The sequence below is a fragment of the Nocardia sp. NPDC003183 genome (assembly GCF_053590715.1).
In genome coordinates, this window is record NZ_JBSFTG010000006.1 from 16,793 (window position 1) to 39,500 (window position 22,708).

The window sequence follows — 22,708 nt, forward strand, 5'->3', positions numbered from 1 at the left end:
TCGGTACAAATCACAGGTTTTCGTTAGATACTTCGACACGGGTCGGGTCGTCTCGTTGGGCAGCACTACTGTTGATGAAGGAAAGCTGTGTCGAAAATCGCTGTACTGGTGTTGAGTCTGCTATCTGTGGGCTTGTTCGCCGCGCCCGCGGGCGCGAACCCGCTGTATCCGACGCCTGATCCGGATCCGTTCTTCACCGCACCCGCCGACATCGCCGCGCTGGCACCCGGCGACGTTGTGCGGACCCGCCACATCGACACCTGGATGTACCCGGGCACCGAAGGCCACCAGGTCGCGTTCCGCTCCACCAATTCGGCGGGCAACGCGATCATGGGCATCACCACCGTGCTCATGCCGATCGGCGTGAAGAACCCGCCCCTGGTGTCGTACCAGGCGCTGATCAACTCCATCGGCACCCGCTGCAATCCGTCGCAGTCGCTGTTCAACGGCGAGCTGCAGGACGCGCCGGGCGCCATGCTGCCGCTGGCGCGCGGCTGGGCGATCTCGGTGCCCGATTACCTCGGCCCGACGGTGGCCTATGGTGCGGCCAAGCTCAGCGGCATGGTCACCCTCGACAGCGTGCGCGCGGTGCAGAAGGTCGCCGAGCTCGGCGTCGGCAACTCGCCGGTGGCGATCGCCGGCTACTCCGGGGGCGGCATGGCCACCGCGTGGGCGGGTGCGCTGCAGCCCACCTACGCACCGGAACTGAAGCTCGCGGCCGTGGTGTCCGGCGGCATCCCCGCCGACCTCGAATTGATGGCCGACGCACTGGGTTTCGCGCCGCACCCCGGCTTCGGCCTCGCCTTCGCCGCCGCGATGGGCATCGAGCGCGAGTACCCCGAGCAGGTGCCGGTGTCGGACCAGCTCAACGAGAACGGCCTGTGGTTCCGTGAATTCACCAAGGACGCGTGCCGTCGCTTCCTGCTGTTCCACGGTGCCCTGCGCAACGCCGAGCAGATGGCGGCGTCCAAGGAGCTGATGGGCAGCCAGGTGGCTCGTGGGGTGCTGCGCGAGAACAGCCTCGTGCACTTCCAGGGCGCGCCGACCGCACCCACCTACATCTGGCAGGGCAAGTACGACATCCTCACCCCGTACGCTCCGGTCGCCGAGACCATCGCCCGCTGGTGTGGTCAGGGTGCCCCGGTCCAGCTGAACACGGTCGAGATCTCCGAGCACATGACCGCCGCCGTGGCAGGTTTCCCGGACGCGTGGAACTACGTCGAGGCCCGCTTCCGCAACGAACCGGTCCCGACGAACTGCTGAGCTGAAAAACGATGCCGGACAGGAACTTTCCTGTCCGGCATCGTGGTGTTCTCAGACCTTGTCGGCGTCGTCGATGAGGTGCTCGAAGGCGCGCAGGTTCTTCAGTGACTCACCGCGCGAGACCCGCCACTTCCATTCCTTGCGAATGGATTCGGCGAACCCGAGCTCGAGCAGGATGTTGAAGTCGTTGTCGACCGCTTCGAGGATCTGACCGAAGATGCGGTCGAGTTCGTCGGCGGTGACCGACTCGGCGGACATCCGGCCCACCAGGTAGATGTCGCCGACATTGTCGAGGGTGTAGGCCACGCCGTAGAGGCGGCGGTTGCGGCGCAGCAGGTATTTGTAGACGCCTTCGAAGTTCTCGTCCGGCTTGCGGCACACGAACGATTCGATGCGGACACCGTGCTTGCCGACGGTCAGCATCACCGTGGTCTTCAGCTTGCGCTCGCCGGGCAGCACCACGATGAAGGTGTCGTCATCGTGGCGGGTGTACTCGATCTCGCGATCGCGCAGCGTGTCGTCCACTACCTGCGAAACGGCGCTCACCTGCGCACTCCCGTCCGGCGCCGCAACAGCGCCCGCGATCTGGCCTGCCTGGTCTCGCCCGCGTGCAGAGCGATGGGACCGCGTTCGGTGCGGAATCCGACCATCGCGGCAGCGTAGCTGTCGAGCAGGCCGTCGGCGGTGTGCGCCCAGGAGAACCGGCTGGCGTGCTCCACGGCGGTGGCGCCCATGCGGGTGAGCCGGTCGGGATCGTCGAGCAGGGCGGCCAGCGCGTCGGCCCAGTCGGGGGTGCGATGCCCCGGCACGAGCAACCCGGACTCGTGGTTGCGGACCGCGGTGCCGAGACCGCCGACGTCGGCGGCGAGGACGGGGGTACCGCTGGCCTGTGCCTCGATGGCGACCAGGCCGAAGGATTCGTTGTAGCTGGGCACGGCCACCACATCGGCCGCGCGATACACCTGCACGAGCTTGTCGGCGGGCTGCGGCGGCAGGAACGTGACCCGTTCGGCGATGCCGAGGTCGGCGGCCAGTTCGATCAGCGCGTCGGGTCTGGCCAGTCCGGTGCCGGACGGTCCGCCCACGATCAGCACGCGCAGCTTGCGGCTCGGATCACGGCCGAGGAGCTCGGCGGCCGCGCGCACGAGGACATCGGGGGCCTTGAGCGGCTGGATCCGGCCGATGAACGCGACGATCTGCTCGTCGGCGCGCAACCCGAGCTCGGTGCGCGCGGCGAGCTTGTCACCGGGCCGGTAACGGGTCAGGTCGGCGCCGGGCGGTACCACGTCGATGCGGTCGGGCGAGGCGCCGTAGAGCTCGACGAGCTGACGGGCTTCGTCACCGGTGTTGGCCACCAGCCGGTCGGACTCGGCGATCACCTGCTTCTCGCCGATCACCCTGGTCTCGGGTTCGGGGGTATCGCCCTCGGCCAGCGCGGCGTTCTTCACCGCGGCCAGGGTGTGCGCGGTGTGCACCAGCGGCACCCGCCAGCGGTCGCGTGCCAGCCACCCGACCTGGCCCGACAGCCAGTAGTGCGAATGCACGAGGTCGTAGTGGCCGGGCAGATGCCGCGCTTCCTGGCGCAGCACCTCGGCGGTGAACGGACACAGCTGGGTGGGCAGCTCGTGCTTGTCGAGTCCCTCGAACGGGCCCGCGACCACGTGGCGCACGATCACGCCGGGTGCGGCTTCGGCCACCGGCGGCAGCTCCGAGGAGGTCGCCCGGGTGAAGATCTCCACCTCGGTGCCCCGTTTGGCCAGCTCGAGCGCGGTTTGCAGCACGTAGACATTCATCCCGCCCGCGTCCCCCGTACCGGGCTGCGCCAGCGGCGAGGTATGCACCGATAGCACCGCGATGCGATGGGGCAAAAGATCGGGACGACGCTGGCTCACACCCTCCAGTGTGCACGCCGCGACGCCGCCACCGTTGCCCCTACCGGGTTCGGTGACGGCTGTCACAGCGTGTTCGTGAGTGAGTTCACGTCCTCGTCGTGGTCGAGCCTGCCCGATCCGCGGTCCGCGCGCGAGCGGATTTCGGCCCTCGCGTTCGGCCGTCACGCGCGGTGCAGCGCCGCCTCGAACACGGGCCACGATTTGTGCATGTCCTGCTCCCAGTAGCCCCACGAGTGAGTGCCGTTGGGGCGCATGTCCACGGTCGCGGGGATGCCGAGTGTTTGCAGTCGATCGCGCAGCTGCTGGGTGCACACATTCGTGACGGCTTCGAGCCCGGCGCCGAACAGCAACTGCATGGTCAGCTGCGCCGGGTCGCCCTGGGCGGCGGTGATGGTGTCGTACGGCCCGGGAATGCCGGTGCCCGAGGAGATGTAGACGTCGGTGCCGCGCAACGCTTCCGCGTGCAGGTAGGGGTCGTTGGCCGACCACGCGGGATCGGTGGGTGGGCCCCACATATTGGCCGCGTTGCCGAGCCTGCTGCCCACCACCGTCCGCACGATCGCCTGTCCGCGTGGATCACTCGTGCGCACGCACCCGCTGTAGGACCCGATCGCCCGGTACAGGCCCGGCTCGGCGAGCGCGAGCTGGAACACCGAGGTGCCCGCCATCGACAGTCCCGCGATGGCATTGGCGCCGGTGCCGCCGAACTCCGCGTCGATCACGGGCGGTAGTTCCCTGGTGAGAAAGGTGGTCCAGCGCTGCTTGCCCAGCACCGGGTCGTCGGTTCGCCAGTCGGCGAAATAGCTTCCGGCCCCGCCGAACGGGATCACCACATTGACCTGTTTGTCCTTGAAGAACTCGACGACATCGGTGCGATCGAGCCAGTTGCCGTCGGCACCTCCGCCGACCCCGTTGAGCAGATACAGCGTCGGCGCGGGCGCTTTCGGATCGGCGGCCCGCAACACCCGCACCCGGGTGACGATGTCCATCGCCGGTGAGTACACGCCCACATCGATGGTGCGATCCGGTTCGACCCGCTGATCCTCGATGTGCGCTGCCCCCGGTTCAGCGGCTGCGGGCACCCCGGCCACGACACCGGCCAACAAGCCCAGCACGGCCACTGCGACCCGTACGCCCACTGCCCGACCAAACATCATCGAACTCCGTTCTCGACGCCGAATCCTCTTCTCCACATACGATCCAACGACATTCCAGAACGCTACACACGAATTCACCGGAAGTCTGTGACGATTCCCAGAAGATTTTCCTGAACTCTGGACGTTCGATCCGATTGGTTAGCGAGAACAATCACAGGCCGATCACATCAGCGCGGCAGACCAATCACACCGATCACCCTACCTGCGCAGACACCTGGTCTGCTCGTCACGGCCCGCGCACCCGCCGACAGATATCGTCTCCGCGAATAGACCGACCGGACCTTTTCATCGGATACCGCGAATTGCGAAACATGACGCAACATGTCTGCGAACTTATTCGCATCACCGGAATCGGCGGTGAAGTCCGCACCGAAAACCGCAGGCAGGTCACGTCGGTACCGGCCGTCGGCGCGACCTGCGGGAACGTTCAGCCGACGCGCAGGGCCGCGGCGAACAGCGGCCAGGAGTGACGGAGATCCTCGCGCCAGTAGCCCCAGGAGTGAGTTCCATTGGGGCGCAGGTCGACCGTGGCGGGGATGGCCAGGTCGTGGAAGCGGGTGGCGAGCTGCTGGGTGCACAGCGCGGTGACCGCGTCGAGCGCGCCGCCGATGATCAGCTGGTCGACGAGCTTGATCGAATCACCGTGTAGCCCTGGCCCGTCGACGGTGTCGAGTACACCGGGAAGACCGGTCCCGGAGGAGACGTAGATCGCCAGGCCGCGCAGGCGCTCGGCGTGCAGGAAGGGATCGTTGGCGGCCCAGAGCGGGTCGCCGGGTTGTCCCCACATGTTCACAGGGTCACCGTTCTGGCCGGAGACGACGGTGTTGACGATGGCATGACCCTGCGGACCGCTGGTGGAGACGCAGCCGCTGTAGGAACCGACCGCCTTGTACAGCGCGGGCGCGGCGAGCGCCAGCTGGAAGGCGGCGGTGCCCGCCATCGACACGCCCGCAACGGCATTGGCCCCGGTTCCGCGGAACTCACGGTCGATGACGCGGGGTAACTCACGGGTGAGGAAGGTGGTCCAGCGCTGACGGCCGAGAACGGGGTCGTCGGCCTGCCAGTCGGCGTAGTAACTGCCCGCGCCGCCGATCGGCATCACGACAGTGACCTGTTTGTCGGCGAAGAAGGTGCCGGCGTCGGTGCGGGTGAGCCAGTTGCCGCCGTCGCGCCAGTCACCGGCCGGGCCGACGCCGCCGTCGACGCCGTTGAGCAGATACAGGACGGGCGCGGTCGCCGAACGGTCGGCCGCGGGTAGCACCGCGACGGTCACCGGTTTCGCCATGGCGGCGGAGTGCACCACGAGCTCGACGACGCGGCCGGGACCGGGCTCGACGGAAATCAGCCGCGCGGCGTCGGTGGCCGGACTCGCTCCGGCGACCGGGGCGGCGCACACCAGGCCTGCCACGAGGGCCAGCACACATCGCGTCAAGACGCTCATGCGCCACCTCCATGCCCGGCCGCCAGAAATGGCCGTCGAGCTCAGAGTAGGTCGGCCTCACCTGCCCCGGACATGTTTCTGAAACATTATCGATTCAGAGCAGATGTGGCCCGCCGTGCTCATTCCAGCGCGTCGACAAACGCGCTGACCTCGGCGAGGAAGCGTGGCCGGTCCTCGATGAACAGCCCGTGCAGAGCCCCTTCCCAGAAGGAACCGCGAGCGTCAGGGGCATTGTCGAGGATGTACTGACCATTGGCCGCCGGGACCACCGGGTCATCGGTGCCGTGCAGCACCAGAACCGGAACATCCAGGGCGCGCAGAGTTTCGGTGTTGTCGATCGTGCGGTAGAACAACGCCTTGCGCACCGAGGGCGGGGTCGCGAGACTGCCGCCGAACAGCCGCTGCGCGTCGACGCCCTTGTCCGCGCCGGGCCCGGTATTGGCGTTGCCGAACACCGAGAACGCCCGCACCGCCCGCCCGGCGGCCTCGTCGAACACGCCCGGAATCGCCTTCTCCATCGACGGCCCCGGTGCCGCACCGGGCACATCGCGTCCGATATGGGCGGGCGCCCCGCAGTAGACGACACCGGCGACAGCCGAGGTGCCGTAGGTGGCGAGGTAGTCGGTGGCGACGATCCCACCGTAGGACCAGCCCAGCAGCACCGCACCGGCGTCGACACCCTCGGCGGCCAGCACCGCGGCCACATCGCCCGCCCACGCCTTGGGGTCGTCGTAACCGGCGCCGGGGTCGTCGGAGTACCCGTGTCCGCGCAGGTCGACCGCGATCACTCGATAGCGCTCGGCCAGCTCGTCCGCGGCCGCCCCCCAGCACCGCAGATTCCCGGCCCACCCGTGCAACAGCACCAGCGGCCTACCGGTACCGATCACCCGGTAGACGATCCTCGTTCCATCGGCACTGACAGCATCGCGAATAGCCATACCGACAGGTTAATCGGCGCAGTCACGAAGGATTCCCCAGCTGCGCACGGCCGCGGCGAACGCCTGACATCACCGTGATCGGAGCCATGGCGGCCGGGAATCGCGGGCGAATAAGATCGGCAAACATGAGCATTCGCACCGCTGTCGTCACCGGGGCCAGCTCGGGAATCGGTGAAGCCACCGCCCGGGAACTGGCGAAGCAGGGTTATCACGTCTACGTCGGTGCCCGCCGGTTCGACCGCGTGCAGCGCCTCGCCGAGGAGATCGGCGGCACCGCCATCGAACTCGACGTCACCTCCGAGGAATCGGTGCGCGCGTTCACCGACGCCATCGACCACGTCGACGTGCTGGTCAACAACGCGGGCGGCGCGAAAGGCATGGCCGCGGTCATCGACGCCGACCTCGACGACTGGCGCTGGATGTGGGAGACCAACGTCGTGGGCACCCTGCGCGTCACCAAGGCGCTGCTCCCCAAGCTGATCGCCTCCGGCGACGGCCTGATCGTCACCATCACCTCCATCGCCGCCCTGCACACCTACGACAACGGCTCCGGTTACACCTCCGCCAAGCACGCCCAGGCCGTCGCCCACCGCACCCTGCGCGGTGAGCTGCTCGGCAAGCCGGTCCGCCTCACCGAGATCGCCCCCGGCGCCGTGGAAACCGAGTTCTCCCTGGTCCGCTTCGACGGCGATGCCGACCGCGCCGCCAAGGTCTACGAGGGCATCGATCCTCTGCACGCCCAGGACATCGCCGAAATCGTCGGCTTCGTGGCCACCCGCCCTCCCCACGTCAACCTCGACACCATCGTCGTCAAACCCCGAGACCAGGCGGGCCCCGGCTCCTTCGCCCGCCGCACCTGAGTGCGTTTCCCCAGTCCCGCACCACTTACTCCCCTCAAACGTGAGACTCGACACCTGGCCTCGCCGGGTCCGCCGCCCGGCCCATCGCACGACGCGACGAGCCGGGCGGTCAATCCGCGCGCGGGACAGGCGAATCCGGCGCGGCAGCCGTTCGAGTGGCGAGAGCGGGCGTGGGAATTGATACTGGGGGCGGGCGGTTCGATCGTTGCTGCGAATTCGCCGCGATACTCGAACTGGCATTAACATCGCCGTTTGCCGTTAGCCAGCCCTAGGAGTAGAAGTTCGATGCTCGGTATGAAGTCTGTTTTCAGTGGGTTCAAAGATTTCCTGATGCGCGGGAACGTCATCGACCTCGCGGTCGCGGTCGTGATGGGTACCGCGTTCACCGCGGTGGTCACCTCGTTCAGCAAGGGACTCATCAATCCGCTGCTCGCGGTGTTCGGCTCGACCAACGAACTGGGCCTCGGCGTCCAGCTGATCGCCGACAAGCCGGCGACGTTCATCGCGCTCGGCCCGATCATCACCGCGTTCATCGACTTCTTCATGGTCGCCGCGGTCCTGTACTTCGTGCTGATGCTCCCGATGAAGTCGCTGAAGAACAAGTTCGGCACCACCAAGGACGCCGAGCCCACCGAGACCGAACTGCTCATCGAGATCCGCGATCTGCTCGCCAAGCAGCAGGGCCTGAGCACCGACCAGGCCGTCGCGCTGAGCAAGGAACGCGCCAGCGAGTCCGTCGAGGCGTAGTCGCTTCCGATTCCCCCGTCCGGCCCACCGGACGCGAACGACCCCCCGACCGTCGAGTCGGGGGGTCGTTCGCTTTCCGGGTCGGGTTCAGGCGTAAGCCAGGGTCTTGGCAGGCCAGCGCGGGTGGTCGGAGTCGATCACGTAGGGATGGGTGTGCTGGAAGTGCCGGGGGCCGACCTGGATCGCGTCGGCCAGGATCGCCGGGTCGACCGCGCCGAGTTCGTGGATATGGGTGATCTCGGCCGGGTCGTGGCGGGGCCACAGCCGGATCGCCGCGACGGTGCCGATGCCGGCGATGACGGCCAGGGTCGCCCAGGTAGTCGTGAAGCCGGCAGTGGTGGCCAGCCAGCCGGTGATCGGGTAGGTGATCAGCCAGGCGAGGTGGGACAGGGAGAACTGGCCGGCGAAGAGGGCGGGACGGTCTTCCGGTCGGGCGGAGCGGCGTAGGACTCGGCCCGTAGGGGTGAGGATCAGGGCGGTGCCGGCACCGATGGTGGCCCAGGTGGTGAGGGCGACGGGCCAGTGCCACTCGCCCGTCGGCAGGGTGGAGAGAACGAGCGCCGCGGTCAGGCCGGTGAGCAGCACCGCCGCCCCGGTGAGCATGACCGGGCGTTCGCCGCGGCGGTCCAGGATCTTGGGCAGGGTGAGCGCGATGAACATCGTGCCGAGACCGTTCGCCGCGAGCAGCAGCGCGACGCCGGACTGGTTGCCGCCCAGCACATCCCGCGCGTAGTTCACGGTGTTGACCATCACCACCGAGCCCGCCGCGGCGACCACCAGGTTCAATCCGAGCAGTCCACGCAGTCGCGGCGTCGCCGCGAACAGCCGCAGCCCGGCGGCGAGCCGTTCGGTGATCGCGCCGTCACCGACCGCCGCGTTCGGGATACGGGCGGCCGTCACCAGGACGACCGACACCGCGAAACCGAGGCCGGTGCCGACGAACAGCCAGTGGAAGCTGATCAGGCTCAGGGCCAGCGCCGCCAGCATCGGGCTGAGCAGCGTTTCCATGGTCGCCGCGAGCTGGGCGGCCGACAGCGCCTTCGTGTAGTCGCGTTCGTCGGGCAGGATGTCGGGCAGAACCGCCTGGTAGGTGGGGGTGTAGGCGGCCGAGGCGATCTGCAGCAGCGTGATGAGCACGTAGATCTGCCAGATCTGGTCGACGAAGGGCAGGGCGAGCACGATCGCGCCGCGCACACCGTTGAGCGCCATCAGGAATTGCCTGCGCGGCAGCCTGCCCGCGTAGGCGCCCGCGATCGGCGCGACGGTGACGTAGGCGACCATCTTCAGCGTCAGCGCGGTACTGAGCACGATGGCCGCGTTGCCGCCTGCCAGTTCGTAGGCGAGCAGACCGAGGGCGACGGTGGTGAGCCCGGTCCCGAACAGGGCCGCGACCTGGGCGGTGAACAGCAGTCGGTAGTCGCGGTGCGCGAACAGTGAGGTGCTCATGATGCCTGCCCTTTCGAAACTGCTTATCTGCGTATGAACGCAATAAGCAGCATAAGCCGAGAAGTATTCCCGGACCACCCAAATCTTTGTCGACTTGACCTCAACGACCGTTGAGGTAGGACGGTAGAGCGCAGCGGCGGCCGAGGGGCCGTCACCGACGAAGAGGAACGTCATGAGCGCCACGGTTGACCACGTCCGAACCGCCATCAGCCCGCTGCGGCTCACGGTCGTCATCGGCAGTACCAGGGAGGGGCGCTTCGGTCCGACGATCGCGAGCTGGTTCGTCCGGCAAGCGGCCCTGCGCGACACCGTCACCGTCGACATCGTCGACACCGCGAGTATCGAACTGCCGCACGCGTTCGGCGCCGCCACCGACCACCCCTCCGTCGCCGAAGCCACCGAAAAGCTCTCGCGCGCCGACGCGTTCGTCGTGGTGACACCCGAGTACAACCACAGCTACCCGGGCACGCTGAAGAATCTGATCGACACCCACCACGCCGAATGGCAGGCCAAGCCGGTCGGTTTCGTCTCCTACGGCGGCATCTCCGGCGGACTGCGCGCCGTGGAACATCTGCGCCCGGTCTTCGCCGAACTCCACGCCGTCACCGTGCGCGACTCGGTCTGCTTCCCGAATCCGTGGGGCCGCTTCGACGACGCGGGCGAGCTGTCCGCGCCCAACGATGCCGACGCCGCCGCGGCGACCATGCTCGATCAGCTCACCTGGTGGGGCGAAGCGCTGCGCGCCGCCCGCCTGGCCCAGCCGTACGGGAAGTGACCGCCGTGATCACCACCGTCGAACCGGCCACCAGTCGCACTCCGATGCGGATCGCCCTGGTCCTGGTGGTCGGCATGATCATGGCGACGCTCGATCAGACCATCGTGAACGTCGCCATCAACAAGCTGTCGATGGAGTTCCACGCCGGCCTGAGCACCATCCAGTGGGTCGCCACCGGCTACTCGCTGGCCCTCGGCGCCGTGGTGCCGACCTCGGCCTGGCTGGTCGGCCGATTCGGCGCCAAGCGGCTGTATCTGACGGCGATCACGGCCTTCGCGGTCGGCTCGGTACTGGCCGGACTGTCGTGGAACATCGAGTCACTCATCGCTTTTCGATTGGTTCAGGGTGCCAGCGGCGGACTGCTGATGCCGGTCGGCATGACGATCCTGCTGCGCGCGGCCGGGCCGGAGCGCCTGGGACAGTTGATGAGCACGCTCGGGTTGGCCATTCTGGTCGGCCCGCTGCTGGGCCCGGTGATCGGCGGATACCTGATCGACGAGGTGTCGTGGCGGTGGATGTTCTTCATCAATCTGCCGCTGGGCGCGCTGGTGCTGCTGCTGGCGGTGCGGGTGGTGCCCGACGACGCCCCGGAACCGCCGCGGGCGCTCGATATCCGTGGGCTGCTGCTGATGTCGCCCGGGTTGGCGCTGGTCATCTATGGCGTCACCGCCGCGGGCGAGAGTGCCGGATTCGCCACGCCCGCGGTACTGGTGCCGCTGCTGGTGGGGGTCGGCCTGATCGCCGCGTTCGTGCGCCGATCGCTGACCACCTCGGTGCCACTGCTGGATCTGCGCGTGCTCGGCAACCGGATCACCGGCGCCTCCGCGGTGCTGCTGGCGGTGTTCGCCGGCGGCTACTTCGGTTCGATGCTGCTGCTGCCGTTGTACTTCCAGGTGGTGCGCGGTGAGTCAGCGCTGGTGGCAGGCGCTTTGGGGATTCCGTTCGCCCTGGCATCGGGTGCGACCATGCAGGTGGCGGGCAGGCTGATCGACCGGATTCCGCCCGGCCGGTACCTGCTCGCGTCGATCACGGTGGCGCTCACCGGTTTCGTGCTGTTCGTGATCCAGCTCGACGCGGACGCGCCGTACTGGGCACTGTGCCTGACGATGGTACTGATGGGCGCGGGTGGCGGCGGGACCCTGATGCCGGTGATGACCACGGCGACCCGGCCGCTGAGCCGCGAGCAGCAGCCCGCCGGTTCGACGGTGCTGAACATGATCAGCACCACGTCGATGGCGATCGGGACCGCGGTGGCCTCGGTGACATTGGGCGCACTGCTCCCGGTGACGGGTGGCCTCCAGGCGCTGCACGCCATGACGGCGGACCAGCGGGCCGAACTCGCTCCCGCCCTGGCCGACGCGTTCCAGCACACCTATCTGATCGCGCCCGTCATGATCGCGCTGGCGCTCGTCCCGGCGCTGTTCCTGCCCCGACGTTAGGGACGGCCGAGCCGTCGTGCCGTGGTATCGAACCACCGCGGCACGACGGCACAGGTGCGCGCTATTCGGCGGGCAAGGCGGACATCGACTTCCATGTCGGCCAATCGAGGGCCCAGTCGTAGACGTCGCCGTCGGCCTGGGACAACTCGATCGAGGTGCCGGTCACCTCCACCGGATCGCCGTAGAGGGCGGTCGGGAAGTAGGCCTGGGCGTCGGCGGGTGAGAGGTTGATGCAGCCGTTGGTGACGTTCGAGGAACCCTGCGCCGAGAGGGATTCGGGGTTGGCGTGGATGAATTCGCCATTGTTGGAGATACGGACGGCCCAGCGTTCACGGACGTTGGTGTAGTACGGCGGATTCGACATCATGAAGTCCTCGTACTTCTCGGTGACGATGTGCACGCCCGAGCGGGTCACGTTGCGCGGCTCGTTGCCTTCGCCGTAGGACACCGCGAAGTCGAAGATCGTGGCGCCGTCGCGCACCACCCGCATGCGGTGACTCGGCGCGTTCGCGATGACGATCTGACTGCGGCCGATGGTGAAATCGGAGGTGACATCGGAGTCGCCGTAGGCGCCGCCGCCGAGGTCGACGCCGTAGAGCTTCGCGGCGACGTGCACGGTGGTGCCAGGGGTCCAATAGTCCTTCGGACGCCAGTGCACCCGCGAGCCGCCGTCGTCGGGCAGCCAGGCCCACGAGCCTTCGGTGCCCTGGTCGGTGGTGACGGTGAGGGCCTTCTCCACGGCTGCTTTGTTCGTGACCGGCCCCGCGAACTTCAGGATGATCGGCGCCGCGATCCCGACCTCCTGGCCGTCGCCGATGTTGATCGTGGCCGGGATGGTCGACTGGGGGCTGATCGTGGTGAAGGTGGCGTCGATCGGGATCGGTTTCGCGTCGGCGCCGATGGCCGTACCGGCCCAGGTGTACTCGACGCCGTAGCCGAGCGGTTCGGAGACCTTGTAGGTGGTGCGGTCGGGGCTGAGCTGACCGGTGATCTGCTTGCCGCCGGCGTTGGTGAGGGCGATCTGGTCGATCGTGCCGTGCGCGACCGTCACCGACACGGGCGCGACCGGATCCACCTCGGTGGCTCCGGGCGTGGGCGCGATGGTGACCTGCGCCACCGGCGCCGCCTCGGCAGCCTCGCCCTGCCGGTCGATGGTGCACCCGGTGAGCACGACGAGCACCGCCAGCACCATCACCGCAACCACGGATCGCCCGCCCCGAACGCCCACTTCACGCCTGTGCGCCGACGAATCACGCCGCGCGGTGGCCCGCGCGCGCAACAGTTCGGTTACCGAATGTTTGCTCACGCATCGAATGTACGCCGAGCTACCGACCCATACCCCGTGAGCGCGGTCTCACCGAGACCGCTACGACCGGTTGAGCCATTCCTCGGTGAAGGTGGCCTCGTTGCCGAGGAGTTCGATCAGGCGCTCGGAGATGGCCGCCTCGATCTTGCCGCCGAACAGCGGGATCTTCACCTCGATGGTGCCGTTGATGGCGGTGGTGGAGCCGGTGCCGCCGTCGGGTGCCATGGTCACCGTGCCGCGGACCACCGCGGGGGCACCGTCGACGTGGGCCTCGAAGATACCGCCGGTGCCGGTGTAGGTCTCGGTGCGCGGAATGATCAGGTCGCCGGGGCGCACCGCGGTGATGGCGGGCGGGAGCTGGTCGGCGGGGATGGACTGCACCATCTGGACGCGGACCTGGTCGCCGTCGACGGCGAAGGCGTCGAGCCGGGCACCGGGCCCGCCGACCTCGGCGATCCGGGCCTTCCAGTACTGCTCGTCGGAGTACGCGGCGCGCACCGCATCGACGGAATGCGTGTAGCCGGCAGTGAACGCCAGAGGTGTAGCCATGCTCGACACGGTACCGTCTGCGGACGTGCGTACAACACGGGTGGTGTCCTCCGATCAGCTGCGTGACCTGCTTGCCGATACCGGCGCGACGGTCCGCGATTCGGTGCGTTTGTCCGAACTGACGACCTTGCGGGTCGGCGGGCCCGCGCTGCTCGCCGAATGCGCGAGCACCGAGGCCCTGGTGGCCACGGTGAAGACCCTGGACGCGGCCGGTATCGCGGTGCTGCTGGTGGCGGGCGGGTCGAACCTGCTCATCGACGACGCGGGCTTCGACGGCGTGGTCGTGCTGGTCGGCACCACCGGCGTCGAGCTGGGCACCGACGGCGTGGTGGCCGAGGCGGGCGCGAACTGGGACGAGGTCGTCGCGGCGACCGTCGCGGCCGGGTTGGGTGGGCTGGAGTGTCTGTCCGGCATTCCGGGTTCGGCCGGTGCGACACCGGTGCAGAACGTCGGCGCGTACGGCGTGGAGGTGGCGTCGCTGCTGCGCCGGGTACGCCTGCTCGATCGCAAGACCGGGGACGTGCGCTGGACCGAACCCGCCGAACTCGGCTTCGGTTACCGGACCAGCGTGCTCAAGCACAGCGACGACGCGGTGGTCCTCGCGGTGGAGTTCGCCCTCGATCCGAGCGGGATGAGCGCGCCGCTGCGCTACGGCGAGCTGGCGAAGGTGCTCGGAGCGGGCGACGGCGAGACCCGCCCGGTCGAGCAGGTGCGCGCCGAAGTGCTTCGCCTGCGGGCGGGCAAGGGCATGGTCCTCGACCCGGCCGACCACGACACATGGAGCGCCGGTTCGTTCTTCACCAACCCGGTCGTCACCGAGGAGCAGTTGCCACGGGTACTGGCCGCGATCGCCGCGCACGTCGGCGACGACGTCAAGGTGCCCACCTATCCCGCACCCGACGGCACCAAACTCTCGGCGGGCTGGCTCATCGAACGCGCCGGTTTCGCGAAGGGCTTCCCCGGCGACAGCGCCGCCGCGCGCCTGTCGACCAAGCACACCCTGGCCCTGACCAACCGTGGCACCGCGACCGCGTCCGACATCGTCGCCCTGGCCCGCACCGTCCGCGCGGGCGTCCAGGAAAGGTTCGGCGTGGCGCTGGAGCCGGAACCGGTAACCGTCGGCATCGATTTATAGGACCGAGCACAGACAACCCACCTCTTCCCTCCGCCCGCACCCCAACCACGTAACGTGTGCTGCCATGGCACGCAGACTGGACTACTCGGCTCGCTACCCCCTGCACACCACCGAAGAGCTGTACGCAGCCCTCCAGAGCAGGGACTACTGGGAAGCCCGCGTCGCCGAAATGCGCAAGTACGCGCCCAACAACGAAGTGGTGAGCCTCGACGTCACCGACGACGGCATCGACGTGGTCCTGCACCACACCCTGCCCCGCGAGATGCTCCCCGAGATCGCCCAGACCGTGATGCGCAAAGACATGGTGATCACCCGCAAGGAGAGCTGGGGCCCGTTCGACCACGACGAGACCGAGGGCAAGTTCTCCGCCTCGATTCCGGCCGGCCCCGGCAGCCTGACCGGCACCATCCGCCTGTTTCCCACCGAGACCGGCGCCACCATGCGCTTCTCCCCCACCGCCAAGGTCTTCATTCCCATGGTCGGCCCGCGCCTGGAGCAGTTGATGCTGGTGAACCTGGTCGACCTGTTCCGCGCCGAGCAGGAAGAAACCCTGCGCTACCTGGACAATCAGACCGCCGACAAGTCGGTCTGACGCACCGGAGAACTTCGACGCCCGTGGCCCCCAGCCGCAAGGCCCTCCCCCCGGTCGGCACGATCACCCGTGGCACCACCGGCGTCAACCGTTTGCGCCGCAGTGACCGCTGGCTCGTCAACGACGAACTCGTCAGCGCGACACTGCGTGAATCGCCCGATCCCCTGGTCGTCGACCTCGGCTACGGCGCCGCACCGTGGACCACCTTCGAACTGGCCGCCCGGCTGCGCACCGTGCGCCCCGACCTCGAGGTGGTGGGCCTGGAAATCGACCCGGCCCGCGTCGTGGCACCCCGCGACGGCGTCCGCTTCGCCCGCGGCGGCTTCGAACTGGCGGGCCTGCGACCGACCCTGGTCCGCGCGTTCAACGTCCTGCGCCAATATCCCGAGGACGCCGTGCCCGACGCGTGGTCACGCATCCAGTCGAATCTGGCACCCGACGGCCTGCTCGTCGACGGCACCTGCGATGAACTCGGCCGCCGCTGCGCCTGGGTGCTGCTCGACCGGCACCGCCCCCTCTCCCTGACGCTGGCCTGGGATCCGTTCACCGTGGACCGGCCCTCCGACATCGCCGAGCGCCTGCCGAAAGCGTTGATCCACCGCAACATTCCCGGCGAACGCGTCCACACGCTGCTCACCGCCGCCGACCGGGCCTGGGAGCGTACCGCGGCCATGGCGCCGTACGGCCCCCGCATCCGCTGGCGTGCAGCGGCGGAGATGCTGCGCGCCAACGGTTTCCCGGTCCACACCTACAACCGGCGAATGCGCGACTGCGTGCTGTCGGTGCCCTGGGACGTGGTCGCCCCGTCAGACCCGGCTTAACGCCCGTCGCACCCGCGCCGACGCTCGCGGCGCCAATTGCTGCCCACCCCACCAGATCTCGTCGGTATCGCATCGGTGGATCGCCACCGCGTCGGCCACCACCTCGTCCAGCGCCGACTGCGAGATCTCGGTCTCGGCCAGATCCAGGACCGTCCGCACCGGCGTGGTCACCAGAAACGGCCCAGCCGACTCGACATCCGCCGCGCAGAGCTTGCGTCGGGTCAGCACCAACCGTGGGGTCACCGGCGGGCGACCCGCCGACACCGACAGGTGCAGAAACCGCGGCTGTAACCTGCCGATCCCGTGCAGTTCCGCCGCACTCTGATACGACACCGCCGCCGCGCCGTCGAACCACGCCGCCCACATCGCGTACTCGTCGAGCGGCCCCACCCGCCACTGGCCCAGCCGCATCATCCCGACCCCGGCCCTGGTCACCGACCCGTCCCCCAGGGCGGCTCTGACCTGCGATTCGCAGCCGGTACGCAACACCTGACGCGTGGTGAAGAAGCCCGCGTGCCGCCCGGCGAGGCGCCGCAGCACCCGCCATCGATGATCCGCTGTCCCCGCCACCCGGCGCGCGCCCTCGCCAGTCATGCAACCCAGATTACGCCCGGTTGCGTGCGCCAGGTCACATTTTGCTGTGAAGGCTTTCACTACGTCCTCAGAGCGGACACAGAAAGATCGGGAAGAATCCGATGCCATGACCACACAAAAGCCCCCTCGCCCCAGGATCGGTCGGCGCTCGCTGGTGATCGCGTTGGCCGTGGTCGCAGCCCTGCTCGTCGCGGCCATCGGCGGAACCGAAGCCTATGCCAGGCACAAGATCTCGAGCTGCATCAGCGGCGCGTTCGAGCAACAGATGGGCTCGAGCATCGACGTGGGCTTCGGCCCGCGCCCGATCCTGCTGTCCTATGTGGACGGCAAGGTCGGCACGATCACCGTCGACAGCGAGGACAACAAGTTCGGCCCCGCTGTCGGGATGGTGGTGCACGCGAAATTCAACGACATCGAACTCGTCGACCGCGGCCGAGGCGGCGGCACCATCGACAGCTCGACCGCCGACGTGACCTGGAACAACGACGGCATCCGCGAGACCCTCGGCACCATGGTCAGCGGCGTGAGCTCCTCGGCGAGCACCGGAGTGATCACTCTCGATGTGCTCGGCGGCCTCGCCCAGCTGGAGGTGCAGCCGATGGTCCGCGACGGCAACGTCACGGTGGAGACGAAGTCGGCGCAGATACTCGGCATCGGCCTGCCCACCGACCTCGTGCAGGACATCGTCGAGACCTTCACCCAGAGCTTGCAGAGCTATCCGCTCGGCCTGCGCGCGCAGGAGGTCAAGGTCACCGATGACGGTGTGAGCGTGCACCTTTCGGGTGGCAAGACCGCACTCGAGAGCGACCCGGCCGCTCAGCAGTCCGGGTTCACCTGCTGATCGCGCGCGGCGGTGACGACGCGGGAAAACCTCGGCTAGTCGGGAAATCCGTCGAGGACCGCAGCCGATTTCGACAACCCGAGCCGCGTAGCACCGGCCTCGATCATCGCGGCGGCATCCGCGGCGGTGCGGATGCCGCCGCTGGCCTTCACCCCGAGTCGTCCGCCGACGGTCTCGGCCATCAACCGCACCGCGTGCACGCTCGCACCGCCCGCGGGATGAAAACCGGTGGAGGTCTTCACGAAATCGGCGCCCGCCTGTTCGGCCGCCCGGCACGCGCCGACGATCGCCGCATCGGTGAGCGCCGCCGATTCGATGATCACCTTGAGCACGGCCCGATCCCTGGTCGCCTCGCGCACGGTGATGATGTCGGCGAGCACGGCGTTGAAATCACCGGCCAGCGCGGCGCCCACGTCGATCACCATGTCCACCTCGGCAGCGCCCTGATCCACGGCCAGCCGCGCCTCGGCACCCTTCACCAGCGAATGGTGTTTGCCGGACGGGAAACCCGCCACGGTGGCCACCACCAGCCCCGGCGCACGCACCGGCAGCATCGAGGGCGACAGGCAGATCGCGTACACCCCCAGCTTGCGCGCCTCGACGACCAGCGAGTCGACCTCGGCCGGAGTGGCTTCCGGCGCGAGCAGGGTGTGGTCGATCATGTCGGCCACGGCGGCCCGGGTCAGCGGCGCGGAAGTCATTTCCCGAGCATCGCACACGCGCGGCCGAGTCCGGAACATCGGGCACGGCACATCATTGCGCTCCCGTACCCAAATCCTGGAGACTTAAGCCTGTGCTGATCCGTCGCGAGACCCCAGCGGACGCCCCGGCGATCGCCGCGATCCACCGCGCCGCTTTCGCCCCGCACTACGCGGGCGATCCGGCCGTCACCGAACCACCCGAACCCGCCCTCGTCGAGACGCTACGGACCGACGAGTCGTGGATGCCCACGCTGTCGCTGGTCGCCCTCGAATACGACACCGTCGTGGGGCACATCTGTCTCACCAGAGCCGGAATCGGCCCGTTCCCGGTACTCGCGCTGGGTCCACTCGGCGTCGATCCGGAGCATCAGAAGTCCGGCGTCGGCTCGGCATTGGTCCACGCCGCCCTCGGCGCCGCCGACGCTCTCGACGAATCGGTTGTCGGCCTGGTCGGCGATCCCGACTACTACGCCCGCTTCGGCTTCGTCCCCGGCGCGCGCCTGGGCGTCGTGCCCGACGAAGCCGAATGGGCGCCGTATTTCCAGGTCCGCCCGCTCACGGCCTACGATTCCGCCGTCACCGGCGAATTCCGTTATCCGGCACCGTTTTACGATCTGTAGGTCACTCGAAGACGACCGTACGCCGACCGTGCACGAGCACCCGGCCCTCCAGGTGCCAGCGCAGTCCACGCGCGAGCACGACCCGCTCGATGTCGCGTCCCTGCCTGACCATGTCACGCGCGTCGTCGGCGTGATCGACGCGGATCACGTCCTGCTCGATGATGGGCCCCGCGTCCAGCTCGGCGGTGACGTAGTGGCAGGTCGCCCCGATCAGCTTCACCCCGCGCGCGTACGCCTGGTGATAGGGCCGCGCGCCGACGAACGAGGGCAGGAAGCTGTGGTGGATATTGAGCGCGCGCCCGGCCCAGTGCTCGCACAGCTCGGCGGGCAGCACCTGCATGAAACGGGCGAGCACCACGGCATGCGGATCGTGGGAGTCAACGAGGTCGCGCACCTGCTCGAAGGCCGGACCGCGCTCGGCCGGGTCCTTCGGGAACGGCACGTGGTGGAACTTCACCCCGTGGGCCTCGGTCATGCCCGCGAGGTCGGGGTGGTTGCCGATCACGGCCTCGATGGTCGCGGGCAGCTCACCGGCCTGTGCGCGGCCGAGCAGGTCGTGCAGGCAGTGCCCGTCCTTGCTGACCAGCAGCACCGCGCGCCGCGGCGCACCGGAATCGTGCAGCTGCCAGTCGGTCTCGGGACCGAACTCGGCGGCCACCTCGGCGAAGCGCACCCGCAGCTCGTCGATGGAGAACGGCACCGTCGAGGCCTTCACGGCCTGGCGGGTGAAGAACCAGCCGATGTCACCGTCGGAGTGATACCCGGCCTCCACGATCGAGCCGCCGAATTCGGCGATGAACGAGGAGATCCGGGCGATGACGCCCGGCCGGTCCGGGCACCCGAGGGTCAGCACGAACCGACGGTCGTCCGAGGTCACAGCGGTAGAGCTCATCCGCCGATTCTCGCAGGCGGTCAGGCCAGGGCGCGCACGGGCTCGCTGACGGCGGCCAGCACTCGGGCCACCTCGGCATTGAACAGGTCGTAGCGTTCGACATTGCCGAGGTGTCCGGTCGGCAGCACCTTGAACCCGGCGAGCGTGCCTGCTTCCTGGAGCAGCGCGGCCAGGCGCTCGGCGTGGATCGCGGGGGTCATGTCGTCACGATCGCCCGCGAGCACGGTGGTCGGGACCGAGAAGTTCTTCGCGTCATCGCCGAGGTGCAGCTCGGTGAGCAGGAAGCCGTAGCGCGAACGCGTCATCATCGGGCAGCCACGCACCACCGAGAGCGCGTAATTCAGCTTCTCGCGCGAGGTATCGAGGGTCATCACCTGCCGGGCGAAGATCCAGCGCACCGGCTTGATCGGCGGGAACACCACCGGGGTGCCGAGGATGAGCTTGCCGAGCCAGTCCGGCGTCGGCATCGAACGGCCGCCGAGCATCCGCAGCGGGATGTTCAGGCCGGGAACCATGGTCGACACCTCGACCAGTGAGTGCGCGCCGGTGTTGGTGAGGATCACCGCGGCGGCCTGTTCGGCGACCCGCTCGGGGTACCGGCCCGCCCAGGCGATGAGCGTCATCCCGCCCATGCTGTGCCCGGCCAGTACCGCGCGCTGACCCGGCAGCAGTACGGCGTCGAGCACGTCGCACAGGTCGTCGGCGAGCAGATCGGTGCTGGGGCGGGCGTAGCCGTTGGTGCTCTCACCGTGGCCGCGCTGGTCGTAGGCGACCACGCGGTACTCGCCGGCGAAGGCGTTGATCTGGGCGTTCCAGTATTCGATCGAACACGTCCAGCCGTGGGCGAACACGATGACGGGCGCGTCGACGGGGCCGTAGGCGTGCACCCGCAGGCGGGCGCCGTCGGCGGTGACCACGGGGATCACGTCGTGCGGTATCCGCGGCGGATCGAAGGCCGCGATCCCGTGCGTCCGTGTCCGCAGGTCCGCCCGGTGGGCCGCGAGGGTGGTCTCGACCACGGTGGACACCCGGTCGACCAGGTTCACCAGAGCCGTCGGCAACTTTGCGCGCATCGGCACACTCCTTTGTGTTACTGATAGATACAGTAACACCGCGTACCACTCACCCGCGAGCCCTTCGAGGGGCTGTTTACCAGCGCGGGCCGCGCTGCACCTCGTCCACCTTCGGGCGCACATCGGCCAGGTACACCCCGGTCGCGATGATCGCGATGAACGACAGCATCCCCAGCCCCCCGATGCCGATCAGCAGAAACACCAGCGCACCACCGAGAATGGCCAGCCAGATCGGCTTGGTCATCTTGTCGACGGCGGTGAAGGCATCCGAACGCTGGCGCACAGCGTGAATGAGCGCGAACACCGTCGCGCCGAAGGCGCCGATCCACAGGATCAGCAAAATCAGCGAGGTCATCCCATTCACCATGTTCACACCCCCATCATACGAACAGCGGCCCCGCACACACCTGGTGTACGGGGCCGCTGTCAGCGGTGCTGCGCGAAGGCTAGACCTTCTTGGGCGCGGCGGCCTTCTTCGCCGGAGCGGCCTTCTTGGCCGGAGCCTTCTTGGCGACGGGAGCCTTGGCCGGAGCCGGCTCGGTGGTGACGGCGACGACCTCGGCCTCGACCACGGCGTCGACCTTGTCGGCCACGGCCTCGGCCTCGGCCTTGGTGCGACCCAGCAGGTCGTTGACCTTGGTCAGGGCATCCTCGGCGCGAGCGGAGGCATCCTTGTAGAGGTTCTCGACGCGCCCGATCTGCTCGTCGACGGCCTGGTTGGCACGCAGCCGGTCGACGGTCTCCTCGCCGCGAACGGCGAGATCGGCGTAGATGTCGAGCGCCTGGCGGTAGTACTGCTCGGCCAGCTTGCGCAGCTCTTCGGGGGTGAACTTCTCGCGCAGCTCGGCGAGGTCCTCCGGCAGCTCCGACGGCAGGCCGGAGATACGGTCACGCAGGGTGTCGAACTGGGCCTGCACGTCGGCGGGCACGTTCGCGATGCGCTCGCGGGCCTCTTCGACGCGGGCCTTCGGGTCGGCGGTGGCAACGCGGCCACGCACGTCGGCGACGACGTCGTTCACGGCGGCGTAGATGGCGTCACCGGCGCCGACGGTGGCGAACAGCGGCTTGGTCACAGTGGCGGTCTTCTCGGTCATCAGTCTTCAGTCTCCTGGTGTGGCGGAGTGTCAGTTGTCGTGAACGAAACGTCAGTGTCTCGTTCGTTCCCCCCTGAGCCGGCTTCTTCCCCGTTTTCCCGGCGAAACGACTCATAGATTTCCAGCAACACCTGTTTCTGCCGCTCGGACACCGAAGTGTCGGCCAGCAGGGCGTCACGGACCGGGCTGTGCGGACGCTGTTCCAGAAATCCTGCCCGCACATACAACACCTCCGAGGAAACCCGCAGTGCCTTGGCGATCTGCGCGAGTACTTCGGCGGAGGGATTACGTAATCCGCGTTCGATTTGGCTCAGGTACGGATTACTTACCCCCGCCAGAGCGGCGAGCTGACGCAGGGACACCTGCGCACCTTCGCGCTGTGCCCTGATGAAACCTCCGATGTCTTGAGCCGCGTGCGCTACACGACTCTCGGGTTGGTCTGTCATCGCTCACCTTCTGGCGTTGTAAGGCCAATAGTAGAACAGGGTGCTAGCTATTGCAAGCACTACAGTTAGCACCCGGTCGGCTAACG

At 68.2% G+C, this 22,708-nt stretch carries 25 protein-coding genes; 10 read left to right on the top strand and 15 right to left on the bottom strand.

Going from position 1 to position 22,708, the window contains the following annotated elements; genetic code table 11:
* The first annotated feature begins 87 nt into the window (after positions 1–87).
* The gene (locus ACWDXS_RS19775) at positions 88–1,263 is read left to right on the top strand and encodes a lipase family protein (protein WP_378991049.1); all 1,176 of its coding nucleotides are present in this window, start codon (positions 88–90) and stop codon (positions 1,261–1,263) included.
* Positions 1,264–1,314: 51 nt separating this feature from the next.
* Here ACWDXS_RS19775 and ACWDXS_RS19780 read toward each other — a convergent pair whose 3' ends face one another.
* From ACWDXS_RS19780 to ACWDXS_RS19800, 5 genes are all read right to left on the bottom strand, one after another.
* On the bottom strand, positions 1,315–1,809 hold the full coding sequence (locus tag ACWDXS_RS19780) for a type III secretion system chaperone family protein (RefSeq protein ID WP_378991050.1): 495 nt from the start codon (positions 1,807–1,809) through the stop codon (positions 1,315–1,317).
* On the bottom strand, positions 1,806–3,164 hold the full coding sequence (gene mshA, locus ACWDXS_RS19785) for a D-inositol-3-phosphate glycosyltransferase (RefSeq protein WP_449967955.1): 1,359 nt from the start codon (positions 3,162–3,164) through the stop codon (positions 1,806–1,808). Before mshA ends, ACWDXS_RS19780 begins: the two co-directional genes overlap by 4 nt.
* A 152-nt stretch (positions 3,165–3,316) precedes the next feature.
* The gene (locus ACWDXS_RS19790; RefSeq protein WP_379316123.1) at positions 3,317–4,309 is read right to left on the bottom strand and encodes an alpha/beta hydrolase; all 993 of its coding nucleotides are present in this window, start codon (positions 4,307–4,309) and stop codon (positions 3,317–3,319) included.
* 430 nt (positions 4,310–4,739) lie between these two features.
* Positions 4,740–5,753 carry an alpha/beta hydrolase gene (locus ACWDXS_RS19795; RefSeq protein ID WP_387445666.1) on the bottom strand — a complete coding sequence of 338 codons (1,014 nt, stop codon included), beginning with the start codon at positions 5,751–5,753 and terminating at the stop codon, positions 4,740–4,742.
* A gap of 119 nt (positions 5,754–5,872) precedes the next feature.
* Complete coding sequence (locus ACWDXS_RS19800) at positions 5,873–6,691, bottom strand: alpha/beta fold hydrolase (RefSeq protein ID WP_378634094.1); 819 nt, start codon at positions 6,689–6,691, stop codon at positions 5,873–5,875.
* Positions 6,692–6,816: 125 nt separating this feature from the next.
* On the opposite strand from ACWDXS_RS19800, the gene ACWDXS_RS19805 reads away from it, so the two are divergent.
* Together ACWDXS_RS19805 and mscL are read left to right on the top strand one after the other, a co-directional pair.
* Complete coding sequence (locus ACWDXS_RS19805; RefSeq protein ID WP_387445665.1) at positions 6,817–7,551, top strand: SDR family NAD(P)-dependent oxidoreductase; 735 nt, start codon at positions 6,817–6,819, stop codon at positions 7,549–7,551.
* A 294-nt stretch (positions 7,552–7,845) separates the two neighbouring features.
* The gene (mscL, locus tag ACWDXS_RS19810) at positions 7,846–8,298 is read left to right on the top strand and encodes a large conductance mechanosensitive channel protein MscL (protein ID WP_378634088.1); all 453 of its coding nucleotides are present in this window, start codon (positions 7,846–7,848) and stop codon (positions 8,296–8,298) included.
* An 87-nt stretch (positions 8,299–8,385) separates the two neighbouring features.
* On the opposite strand, the gene ACWDXS_RS19815 is transcribed toward mscL, so the two are convergent.
* Positions 8,386–9,744, bottom strand: coding sequence for an MFS transporter (locus tag ACWDXS_RS19815; RefSeq protein ID WP_449967560.1), 1,359 nt, complete (start codon positions 9,742–9,744; stop codon positions 8,386–8,388).
* Between the two features lie 172 nt (positions 9,745–9,916).
* Here ACWDXS_RS19815 and ACWDXS_RS19820 point away from each other — a divergent pair, with 172 nt between their 5' ends.
* Both ACWDXS_RS19820 and ACWDXS_RS19825 read left to right on the top strand, forming a co-directional pair.
* A complete protein-coding gene (locus ACWDXS_RS19820; RefSeq protein WP_449967563.1) occupies positions 9,917–10,519 on the top strand; it encodes an NADPH-dependent FMN reductase in 603 nt (200 codons plus the stop codon).
* Entirely contained in the window at positions 10,516–11,958 is a 1,443-nt protein-coding gene (locus tag ACWDXS_RS19825) for a DHA2 family efflux MFS transporter permease subunit (protein ID WP_449967566.1), read from the top strand. The genes ACWDXS_RS19820 and ACWDXS_RS19825 overlap by 4 nt, the downstream gene beginning before the upstream one ends.
* A 61-nt stretch (positions 11,959–12,019) precedes the next feature.
* Here the strand turns inward: ACWDXS_RS19825 and ACWDXS_RS19830 are convergent, their stop codons facing one another.
* Positions 12,020–13,150: a L,D-transpeptidase gene (locus tag ACWDXS_RS19830; RefSeq protein ID WP_378991238.1), complete on the bottom strand. Its 1,131-nt coding sequence runs from the start codon at positions 13,148–13,150 to the stop codon at positions 12,020–12,022.
* A 174-nt stretch (positions 13,151–13,324) separates the two neighbouring features.
* The gene (locus tag ACWDXS_RS19835; RefSeq protein ID WP_387445661.1) at positions 13,325–13,813 is read right to left on the bottom strand and encodes a DUF2505 domain-containing protein; all 489 of its coding nucleotides are present in this window, start codon (positions 13,811–13,813) and stop codon (positions 13,325–13,327) included.
* Between ACWDXS_RS19835 and ACWDXS_RS19840 the strand changes: the two genes are divergently transcribed.
* The 3 genes from ACWDXS_RS19840 to ACWDXS_RS19850 all read left to right on the top strand — a co-directional run bounded on the left by ACWDXS_RS19840 (position 13,812) and on the right by ACWDXS_RS19850 (position 16,361).
* Positions 13,812–14,948: a UDP-N-acetylmuramate dehydrogenase gene (locus ACWDXS_RS19840; protein ID WP_449967570.1), complete on the top strand. Its 1,137-nt coding sequence runs from the start codon at positions 13,812–13,814 to the stop codon at positions 14,946–14,948. The two genes, ACWDXS_RS19835 and ACWDXS_RS19840, sit on opposite strands and share 2 nt — an antisense overlap.
* Before the next feature lie 64 nt (positions 14,949–15,012).
* Positions 15,013–15,540 (top strand): DUF2505 domain-containing protein, encoded by a 528-nt coding sequence (locus ACWDXS_RS19845; protein ID WP_378991059.1) that lies wholly within the window; start codon positions 15,013–15,015, stop codon positions 15,538–15,540.
* A gap of 23 nt (positions 15,541–15,563) precedes the next feature.
* Positions 15,564–16,361: a class I SAM-dependent methyltransferase gene (locus ACWDXS_RS19850; protein WP_449967574.1), complete on the top strand. Its 798-nt coding sequence runs from the start codon at positions 15,564–15,566 to the stop codon at positions 16,359–16,361.
* On the opposite strand, the gene ACWDXS_RS19855 is transcribed toward ACWDXS_RS19850, so the two are convergent.
* A complete protein-coding gene (locus tag ACWDXS_RS19855) occupies positions 16,347–16,955 on the bottom strand; it encodes a hypothetical protein (RefSeq protein ID WP_358186434.1) in 609 nt (202 codons plus the stop codon). The two genes, ACWDXS_RS19850 and ACWDXS_RS19855, sit on opposite strands and share 15 nt — an antisense overlap.
* A gap of 106 nt (positions 16,956–17,061) precedes the next feature.
* Here ACWDXS_RS19855 and ACWDXS_RS19860 point away from each other — a divergent pair, with 106 nt between their 5' ends.
* On the top strand, positions 17,062–17,796 hold the full coding sequence (locus tag ACWDXS_RS19860; RefSeq protein ID WP_378991062.1) for an LmeA family phospholipid-binding protein: 735 nt from the start codon (positions 17,062–17,064) through the stop codon (positions 17,794–17,796).
* 35 nt (positions 17,797–17,831) lie between these two features.
* Here ACWDXS_RS19860 and deoC read toward each other — a convergent pair whose 3' ends face one another.
* Entirely contained in the window at positions 17,832–18,497 is a 666-nt protein-coding gene (gene deoC, locus ACWDXS_RS19865) for a deoxyribose-phosphate aldolase (protein WP_378634061.1), read from the bottom strand.
* A gap of 92 nt (positions 18,498–18,589) precedes the next feature.
* Between deoC and ACWDXS_RS19870 the strand changes: the two genes are divergently transcribed.
* Positions 18,590–19,117, top strand: coding sequence for a GNAT family N-acetyltransferase (locus ACWDXS_RS19870; RefSeq protein ID WP_378991064.1), 528 nt, complete (start codon positions 18,590–18,592; stop codon positions 19,115–19,117).
* A gap of 1 nt (position 19,118) precedes the next feature.
* On the opposite strand, the gene purU is transcribed toward ACWDXS_RS19870, so the two are convergent.
* From purU to ACWDXS_RS19895, 5 genes are all read right to left on the bottom strand, one after another.
* Positions 19,119–20,009: a formyltetrahydrofolate deformylase gene (purU, locus tag ACWDXS_RS19875; protein ID WP_378991066.1), complete on the bottom strand. Its 891-nt coding sequence runs from the start codon at positions 20,007–20,009 to the stop codon at positions 19,119–19,121.
* A 20-nt stretch (positions 20,010–20,029) separates the two neighbouring features.
* On the bottom strand, positions 20,030–21,082 hold the full coding sequence (locus ACWDXS_RS19880) for an alpha/beta fold hydrolase (RefSeq protein WP_378991068.1): 1,053 nt from the start codon (positions 21,080–21,082) through the stop codon (positions 20,030–20,032).
* 76 nt (positions 21,083–21,158) lie between these two features.
* The gene (locus ACWDXS_RS19885; RefSeq protein WP_235569396.1) at positions 21,159–21,437 is read right to left on the bottom strand and encodes a DUF2516 family protein; all 279 of its coding nucleotides are present in this window, start codon (positions 21,435–21,437) and stop codon (positions 21,159–21,161) included.
* Positions 21,438–21,528: 91 nt separating this feature from the next.
* Positions 21,529–22,176, bottom strand: coding sequence for a heparin-binding hemagglutinin (locus ACWDXS_RS19890; protein ID WP_378991069.1), 648 nt, complete (start codon positions 22,174–22,176; stop codon positions 21,529–21,531).
* Positions 22,176–22,622, bottom strand: a complete 447-nt coding sequence (locus tag ACWDXS_RS19895; protein ID WP_101465494.1) for a helix-turn-helix domain-containing protein — start codon at positions 22,620–22,622, stop codon at positions 22,176–22,178. The genes ACWDXS_RS19890 and ACWDXS_RS19895 overlap by 1 nt, the downstream gene beginning before the upstream one ends.
* Positions 22,623–22,708: the final 86 nt, after the last annotated feature.

Excerpts from the sequence above, each read along its gene's own strand:
- ACWDXS_RS19790 (WP_379316123.1), bottom strand. The coding sequence starts at position 4,309 with ATGTTTGGTCGGGCAGTGGGCGTACGGGTCGCAGTGGCCGTGCTGGGC.
- ACWDXS_RS19795 (WP_387445666.1), bottom strand. The coding sequence starts at position 5,753 with ATGAGCGTCTTGACGCGATGTGTGCTGGCCCTCGTGGCAGGCCTGGTG.
- ACWDXS_RS19800 (WP_378634094.1), bottom strand. The coding sequence starts at position 6,691 with ATGGCTATTCGCGATGCTGTCAGTGCCGATGGAACGAGGATCGTCTAC.
- ACWDXS_RS19805 (WP_387445665.1), top strand. The coding sequence starts at position 6,817 with ATGAGCATTCGCACCGCTGTCGTCACCGGGGCCAGCTCGGGAATCGGT.
- mscL (WP_378634088.1), top strand. The coding sequence starts at position 7,846 with ATGAAGTCTGTTTTCAGTGGGTTCAAAGATTTCCTGATGCGCGGGAAC.
- ACWDXS_RS19815 (WP_449967560.1), bottom strand. The coding sequence starts at position 9,744 with ATGAGCACCTCACTGTTCGCGCACCGCGACTACCGACTGCTGTTCACC.
- ACWDXS_RS19820 (WP_449967563.1), top strand. The coding sequence starts at position 9,917 with ATGAGCGCCACGGTTGACCACGTCCGAACCGCCATCAGCCCGCTGCGG.
- ACWDXS_RS19830 (WP_378991238.1), bottom strand. The coding sequence starts at position 13,150 with ATGGTGCTGGCGGTGCTCGTCGTGCTCACCGGGTGCACCATCGACCGG.
- ACWDXS_RS19840 (WP_449967570.1), top strand. The coding sequence starts at position 13,812 with ATGCTCGACACGGTACCGTCTGCGGACGTGCGTACAACACGGGTGGTG.
- ACWDXS_RS19835 (WP_387445661.1), bottom strand. The coding sequence starts at position 13,813 with ATGGCTACACCTCTGGCGTTCACTGCCGGCTACACGCATTCCGTCGAT.
- ACWDXS_RS19845 (WP_378991059.1), top strand. The coding sequence starts at position 15,013 with ATGGCACGCAGACTGGACTACTCGGCTCGCTACCCCCTGCACACCACC.
- ACWDXS_RS19855 (WP_358186434.1), bottom strand. The coding sequence starts at position 16,955 with ATGACTGGCGAGGGCGCGCGCCGGGTGGCGGGGACAGCGGATCATCGA.
- ACWDXS_RS19860 (WP_378991062.1), top strand. The coding sequence starts at position 17,062 with ATGACCACACAAAAGCCCCCTCGCCCCAGGATCGGTCGGCGCTCGCTG.
- deoC (WP_378634061.1), bottom strand. The coding sequence starts at position 18,497 with ATGACTTCCGCGCCGCTGACCCGGGCCGCCGTGGCCGACATGATCGAC.
- purU (WP_378991066.1), bottom strand. The coding sequence starts at position 20,009 with ATGAGCTCTACCGCTGTGACCTCGGACGACCGTCGGTTCGTGCTGACC.
- ACWDXS_RS19880 (WP_378991068.1), bottom strand. The coding sequence starts at position 21,082 with ATGCGCGCAAAGTTGCCGACGGCTCTGGTGAACCTGGTCGACCGGGTG.
- ACWDXS_RS19885 (WP_235569396.1), bottom strand. The coding sequence starts at position 21,437 with ATGACCTCGCTGATTTTGCTGATCCTGTGGATCGGCGCCTTCGGCGCG.
- ACWDXS_RS19890 (WP_378991069.1), bottom strand. The coding sequence starts at position 22,176 with ATGACCGAGAAGACCGCCACTGTGACCAAGCCGCTGTTCGCCACCGTC.
- ACWDXS_RS19895 (WP_101465494.1), bottom strand. The coding sequence starts at position 22,622 with ATGACAGACCAACCCGAGAGTCGTGTAGCGCACGCGGCTCAAGACATC.